The organism is Ramlibacter sp., assembly GCF_028292805.1.
Taxonomy (GTDB): domain Bacteria; phylum Pseudomonadota; class Gammaproteobacteria; order Burkholderiales; family Burkholderiaceae_C; genus Ramlibacter.
The window spans coordinates 1-5,934 of the sequence record NZ_JAQGLS010000011.1 but is presented as its reverse complement, the minus strand read 5'-3'; the positions used below and the strand labels follow the sequence as shown (position 1 = coordinate 5,934).

At 72.8% G+C, this 5,934-nt stretch carries 6 protein-coding genes and 1 pseudogene; all 7 read left to right on the top strand.

Translation table 11 applies throughout. From position 1 onward, the window contains the following. Nucleotides 1-973, top strand: a pseudogene (locus JWP65_RS00470) (beta-hydroxyacyl-ACP dehydratase); the annotation flags it as partial. Further along, complete coding sequence (locus JWP65_RS00465; protein WP_299759297.1) at nt 970-1,860, top strand: acyl-CoA synthetase; 891 nt, start codon at nt 970-972, stop codon at nt 1,858-1,860. The pseudogene JWP65_RS00470 and the gene JWP65_RS00465, both read left to right, overlap by 4 nt. Next, nucleotides 1,857-2,417 (top strand): LolA-related protein, encoded by a 561-nt coding sequence (locus tag JWP65_RS00460; protein ID WP_299759296.1) that lies wholly within the window; start codon nt 1,857-1,859, stop codon nt 2,415-2,417. The genes JWP65_RS00465 and JWP65_RS00460 overlap by 4 nt, the downstream gene beginning before the upstream one ends. A gap of 27 nt (nt 2,418-2,444) precedes the next feature. Continuing rightward, nucleotides 2,445-3,509 carry a class I SAM-dependent methyltransferase gene (locus JWP65_RS00455; protein ID WP_299759295.1) on the top strand — a complete coding sequence of 355 codons (1,065 nt, stop codon included), beginning with the start codon at nt 2,445-2,447 and terminating at the stop codon, nt 3,507-3,509. After that, on the top strand, nt 3,491-4,687 hold the full coding sequence (locus tag JWP65_RS00450) for a beta-ketoacyl-ACP synthase (RefSeq protein ID WP_299759294.1): 1,197 nt from the start codon (nt 3,491-3,493) through the stop codon (nt 4,685-4,687). Before JWP65_RS00455 ends, JWP65_RS00450 begins: the two co-directional genes overlap by 19 nt. 1 nt (nt 4,688) lies before the next feature. Next, nucleotides 4,689-5,498: a beta-ketoacyl synthase chain length factor gene (locus JWP65_RS00445; RefSeq protein WP_299759293.1), complete on the top strand. Its 810-nt coding sequence runs from the start codon at nt 4,689-4,691 to the stop codon at nt 5,496-5,498. Beyond that, on the top strand, nt 5,495-5,929 hold the full coding sequence (locus JWP65_RS00440; RefSeq protein ID WP_299759292.1) for a hydroxymyristoyl-ACP dehydratase: 435 nt from the start codon (nt 5,495-5,497) through the stop codon (nt 5,927-5,929). Before JWP65_RS00445 ends, JWP65_RS00440 begins: the two co-directional genes overlap by 4 nt. Nucleotides 5,930-5,934: the final 5 nt, after the last annotated feature.

The following is a 5,934-nucleotide window of genomic DNA, read 5'->3' as shown; positions in this document are numbered from 1 at the left end:
CCTGCGCGCCCTGGCCCAGGCCGGCCAGGAACTGCCCGACTGCCGGCTGGCGCTGGTGTCGACGATGCCGCTGTCGCCGGCCCTGGCCGCCCAGGTGGAGCCGCTGCTGCGCGCGCCGGTGATCGAGATCTTCGGCTCCACCGAAACCGGCGTGCTCGCCACCCGGCGCACGGCGGTCGAGCCGCGCTGGCTGCCGGTCGGCGACGTCCGGCTGGAACAGGACGACACCGCGACACTGGCGTGTGGCGCCCATTTCCCCTCGCCGCGCAGCCTGGCTGACGTGATCGACCTGGCCGCCGACGGCAGCTTCGAGCTGCGCGGCCGGCACGCCGACATGGTCAAGATCGGCGGCCGGCGCGCTTCGCTGTCCGGACTGAACCTGTTGCTGCAAGACCTGCCCGGGCTGACCGATGGCGCTTTCTACCTGCCGCCCTCGGACGGGCCGGCGCAGCGCCTGGTGCTGGTCCACGCCGGCAAGCTCGACCGCCCGGCCGCGGAACGCTGGCTGCGCGAGCGCCTGGACGCGATGTTCCTGCCGCGCGCCTGGGTGCAGGTGGAGCGGCTGCCTCGCGACGCCAGCGGCAAACTGCCTCGCGCCGCGCTGCAAGCCGTGTATGCGGCCCATCGCGCCGCTGTCGCCGGCGAAAATTCGAGCATGGACTGCGTCTTCAGCGTGGCCGCCGAGCATCCAGCATTGCCCGGGCATTTCCCGGGCCGGCCCATCGTGCCCGGCGTGCTGGTGCTCGATCACGTCATGGCCCGCCTGCGCGCTTGCACCGGGCAAGAGGTGACCGGCTTGCCGCGCGTCAAGTTCACCGCGCCGCTGCTGCCCGGCGAGTCGGCGCAGGTCTGCTTTCGCCAGCGCGCCGGGTCGGTGGGCTTTCGCGTCAGCGCCGAGCGCGGCGGCGGCATGCAACTGATCGCCGAAGGCAGCCTGGTGCTGGGCGTCGCCGGCACCGGGCCGGCGGCATGAAAAGCTGGAGCGCCAAGGCGGAACGCGGCAGCGCCTGGCTGATGCGACTCATCGCCTGGCTGGCGCGCACCGCCGGCCGGCCGCTGTGCCGCGGGCTGCTGGTTCCGATCACGCTGTATTTCGTGCTGACCGACGGCGCGGCGCGGCGCGCCTCCGGCGAATTCCTGCGCGCCGTCAACGGCCGGGGGGCCGGCTGGCGCGAAGTGTTCAGCCACGTCTACACCTTCGCCACCACGCTGCTCGATCGCGTCTACATGGCAACCGGCGACTTCCAGCGCTTCCAGGTGAAAATCGTCGGCCTGCCGCTGGTCGACCGGCTGCTGGCGCAAGGCCAGGGCTGCGTGGTGCTCGGCTCCCACCTGGGCAGCTTCGACCTGATGATGCTGGCGCAGCGGGCCATGGACGGCCGCCCCATCAACGTCATGATGCGGCTGGACCCGCGAGCCAACGTGCGCCGCATCGCGGGCATCGTCGAGAACGCCCCGAGCGTGATCCAGACCGGGCGCCCGGACAGCTACCTGCGCGCCAACGACGCCCTGCAGCGCGGCGAGATCGTCGCCGTGCTGGCCGATCGCGTGGACGGCGCCGCGCCCTCGCTGCAGGTCGACTTTCTGGGCCGCCCGGTCGCCCTGCCGCTGGCGCCCCACGTGCTGGCCGCCCGCACCGGCGCGCCGGTGGTGCTGTGCTTCGGGCTGTACGAAGGCGCCAATCGCTACCGCATCGAGTTCGTCGAGTTCGGCCCCGCCGCCAGCCGCGACAGCCGCGGCGCCGCCTTCCAGCCGGTGGTGGACCGCTATGCGCGGCTGCTGGAAGGCTTTGCCCGCCGCTACCCGCTCAACTGGTTCAATTTCTATCCGTTCTGGTCCGCGCAGGGGGGCCACGCATGAAGCCCGCCGTGCGTGGCTTGCTGGCGTTGCTGCTCATCGCCGGCACCAGCCTGGCGCAGGCGCTGGAGTTGCCGCAGCTGCAGCAGTTGCTGCGCAGTGGCGCCCGCCCTGATGCCCGCTACGAGGAAGTTCGCGAGTCGCCCTGGCTGTCGTCGCCGGTCACCACGCGCGGCACGCTGCACGTGACCAGACAAGGCCTGGAAAAACGGATCGAGTCACCCGGGCCCGAGACCTGGCGGCTGCTCCAAGACCGGCTCGAGTGGCAAGGCGCGGACGGCGCCCGCCGTCAGATCCCGTTCACGCAGGCGCCCGCGCTGCAGGCCTTGGCCGACGTCACGCGCCGCGCCGTCGCCGGCGACCTGGCCGGCCTGGAACGCGACTTTCGCATCACCGTGCGCGGCCACGCCGACGTCTGGTCGGCCCGGCTCGAGCCGCGCAGCGCCGCCCTCCAGCGCCAACTGGATTCCGTCGAACTGCAGGGAACCGGCGGCCAGTTGCGGGTGCTGATCGTCACCGAGCGCCAAGGCGAGCGGACCACCACGCGCATCCTTCCCTGAATTGCCAGAACCCGGACCACCATGCCCATGTACGACAAGGATCCCCTCACCGCCCTGCAGGCCGTCAGCGCCGCGCAGTGGCTGGCCTTCGCGCCGCTCGCGTTCCAGGCGACCTCGGCCATGCGCGACCGCGGCGTGCTGGCCGCGCTGCGGGATGCCGGCCCCGAAGGCTGCACCATGGAGGACGTGACGCGGCAGACCGCGCTGCCGGCGTACGCCGTGCGCGTGCTGCTCGAAGCGGGCCTGGGCCTGCACATCGTCTGGCGCGCCGAAGGGCGCTTTCGCCTGGGCAAGCTGGGCCTGTTTCTGCTGGAGGACGAAATGACGCGCGTCAACTTCGACTTCACCCGCGACGTCTGCTACGACGCCGCCGCGCACCTGGAGGCATCGCTCACCGAAGGCCGCCCGGCCGGCTTGAAGGAGCTCGGGCCCTGGGCCACGCTGTACCAGGGCCTGCAGGCGATGCCGGAGCCGGCCCGCGCCAGCTGGCATGCCTTCGACCACTTCTACTCCGACCTGGCCTTCCCGGCCGCCTGCGAGCGGCTGGCCGCCGGCGCGCCCAGGCGGCTGATGGACGTGGGCTGCAACACCGGCAAATGGGCGCAGTTCTGCCTGGCGCGGCTGCCGCAGCTCGAGATCGGGCTGGTCGATCTGCCGCCCCAGCTGGCACGGGCTCGCGAGCGGCTGGACGCCGCCGGCTTCGGCCAGCGCGTGCGGACGCATCCGGTGGACCTGCTCGACCCGGACGCTCCGCTGCCCGGCGGCTACGACCTGATCTGGATGAGCCAGTTCCTGGATTGCTTTTCCGAGGACGAAGTGGTGGCCATCCTGCGCAAGGCCAGGGCTGCACTGCCGGCGCATGGCCGCATCTGGATCCTGGAGCTGTTCTGGGACCGGCAACGCTTCGAGGCGGCCGCCTTCAGCCTGCAGCAGACGTCGCTGTATTTCAGCTGCGTGGCCAACGGCAACAGCCAGATGTACGACTCGGCCGTCTTCCTGCAGCTGATCGAGCGCGCCGGCCTGACGGTGTCGCGCTCCACCGACGGCGTCGGCGGCTATCACACGCTGCTCGAATGCCGGCCCATCGCCTGAACACCATGCTGGGCATCCAGGCAAGCACCGTGGTCAGCGCGGCCGGCCATGGCGCCGGCGCGCTGTGGGACGCGGCCGTGCAGGGCCGCAGCGGCCTGCGCGCCAACACGCTGGACTGGTGCGACCTGCCCTGCTGGGTCGGCGCGGTGCCGGGCGTGGACGATCCGGCCCTGGCGGCGCACCTGGGCGCCTGGGATTGCCGCAACCACCGGCTGGCCTGGCTGGCGCTGCAGGACCCGGCGTTCCAGCAAGCGGTCGCGGCCGCCCGCAACCGCCACGGCGCCCACCGCATCGCCGTGATCCTGGGCACCAGCACCTCCGGCATCGGAAGCACCGAGCCGGCCTATGCACGGCGGCGCGAGAGCGGCAGCTGGCCGGCCGGCTTCGACTACCGCCGCACCCACGCGGTCGATGCGCTCAGCCGCTTTTGCGCCCAGACGCTGGGCCTGCAAGGGCCGCTGGCCACCGTGTCCACTGCCTGCTCGTCGAGCGCCAAGGTGTTCCTGCTGGCGCAGCGCTGGATCGCCGCCGGCGTGGTCGACGCAGCGGTGGTCGGCGGCTCCGACAGCCTGTGCCTGTCGACGCTGCACGGCTTTCATGCCCTGCAGCTGCTGTCCGAAGAGATCTGCCGGCCTTTCGATGCCGCCCGCAAAGGCATCTCGATCGGCGAAGCCGCCGGCTTCATGCTGGTCGAAGCGGCGCCGGCCGCGGTCGGCGTGAGCGGCGGCGGCGAATCGAGCGACGCCTGGCACATGTCGACGCCGCACCCGGAAGGCGAAGGCGCGCAGGCGGCGATGCGGGCCGCGCTGGCGCAGGCCGGGCTGGCCCCGGCCGACATCGGCTGGGTCAATGCCCACGGCACGGCAACCGCCGCCAACGACCGCTCCGAAGCCGCCGCGGTGGCGTCGGTGTTCGGGCCCGGCGCCGTTCCGCTGTCGTCCACCAAGGGCATCACGGGCCACGCACTGGCCGCGGCCGGCGTGGTGGAAGCCGTGATCACGGCGACGGCCGTCGAGCGCAGGACCTTGCCGCCTTCGGCCAATCTGCAGCAGCACGATCCGGCCCTGGCGGTGGAGCTGGTCACGCAGGCGCGGCCGTCCGGCCTGCGCCATGCCCTCAGCAACAACTTCGGCTTCGGCGGCAGCAACTGCGCCCTGGTCTTCAGCGCGGGCGCGTGAGATGAAGCCGCTGATCTTCGAGCTGCACGCCGCCGGTGTCCTGGCCCCCGGCCTGCCGACCCTGGCCGACCTGCGCCAGGCCTGTCGCGACGGGCGCGCGCCCGAGCCCTCGCCGCTGGTGCTGCCGCCGCTGTCGCAATTGCCGGCCGCCGAGCGGCGCCGCGCCAGCCAGGCCGTGCGGCTGGCGCTGGCCTGCGTGGCGCAGGCGCTGGAATCGTCGCCGTTCGACCCGGCGCAACTGCGCTCGGTGTTCGCCACCGACGAAGGCACGGGCGAGGTCTGCCAGCAGATGCTCGAAGCGCTGGCCACCACTGGCCAGATCTCGCCACTGCTGTTCACCAACTCCGTGCACAACGCGCCCTCGGGCTACTTCTCGATCGGCTGGGGCAACAAGCAGCCGGCGACGGTCGTCAGCATGGGGCTGGACAGCTTCGCCTGCGGCCTGCTGTGCGCCGTCACCGATGCCATGGCCAGCGGCCAGCCGGTGCTGCTGGTGGTGTCCGACCCGGCCATGACGGCGCCGCTGGACGAACTGCTGCCCGTCACCCAGGGCACGGCTGCCGCCTTCGTGCTGACCGCCGCCAACGCCGCCGCGGCGCCCGGGCTGGGCCGCTTTCGGCTGGCGCTGGAACCGGCCGCCGACCTGGCGCCGTCGCCATTGCCCGACTGGCTGCGACCGGAATGGGCCGGCAACAGCAGCGTCCGCGCCCTGGCGGCGCTGGGCCTGCTGGAGCAGCCGGCCGGCGCCGTTGCCCGCTTCGCACTGGGCGGGCAGCTGCTGGCGCTGGCGCGCGAGGAGGCGCAGCCATGAAGATCGACCGCACCGGCATCGAAGGCCTGGTGCCGCATGCCGGCGCCATGTGCCTGCTTGACGCCGTCACCGAGTGGAGCGAGCAGGAGATCGCCTGCACCAGCGCCCTGCCCGCCGCCGGCCATCCGCTGGCCCGCGACGGCCGGGTGCCAGCCATCGCCGCCATCGAATACGCGGCCCAGGCCACCGCGGTGCACGGCGCCCTGCTGGAACGCTCCGACGGGCCGCGCGCCGGCATGCTGGCCACCCTGGTCGACGTGCGGCTGGAGCTGCCGCAGATTCCCACCGATGGCGAAGCGCTGTCGGTGCGGGCCGCCTTGCTCAGCCGCTCGGCCGGCGGCTGCCTTTACAGCTTCGTGGTCGGCACCCGGCGCGCGACCATCGCCTCGGGGCGGCTGCTGGTCGCGCTGCGAGCGGGGCAGCCGGCATGAGCGGC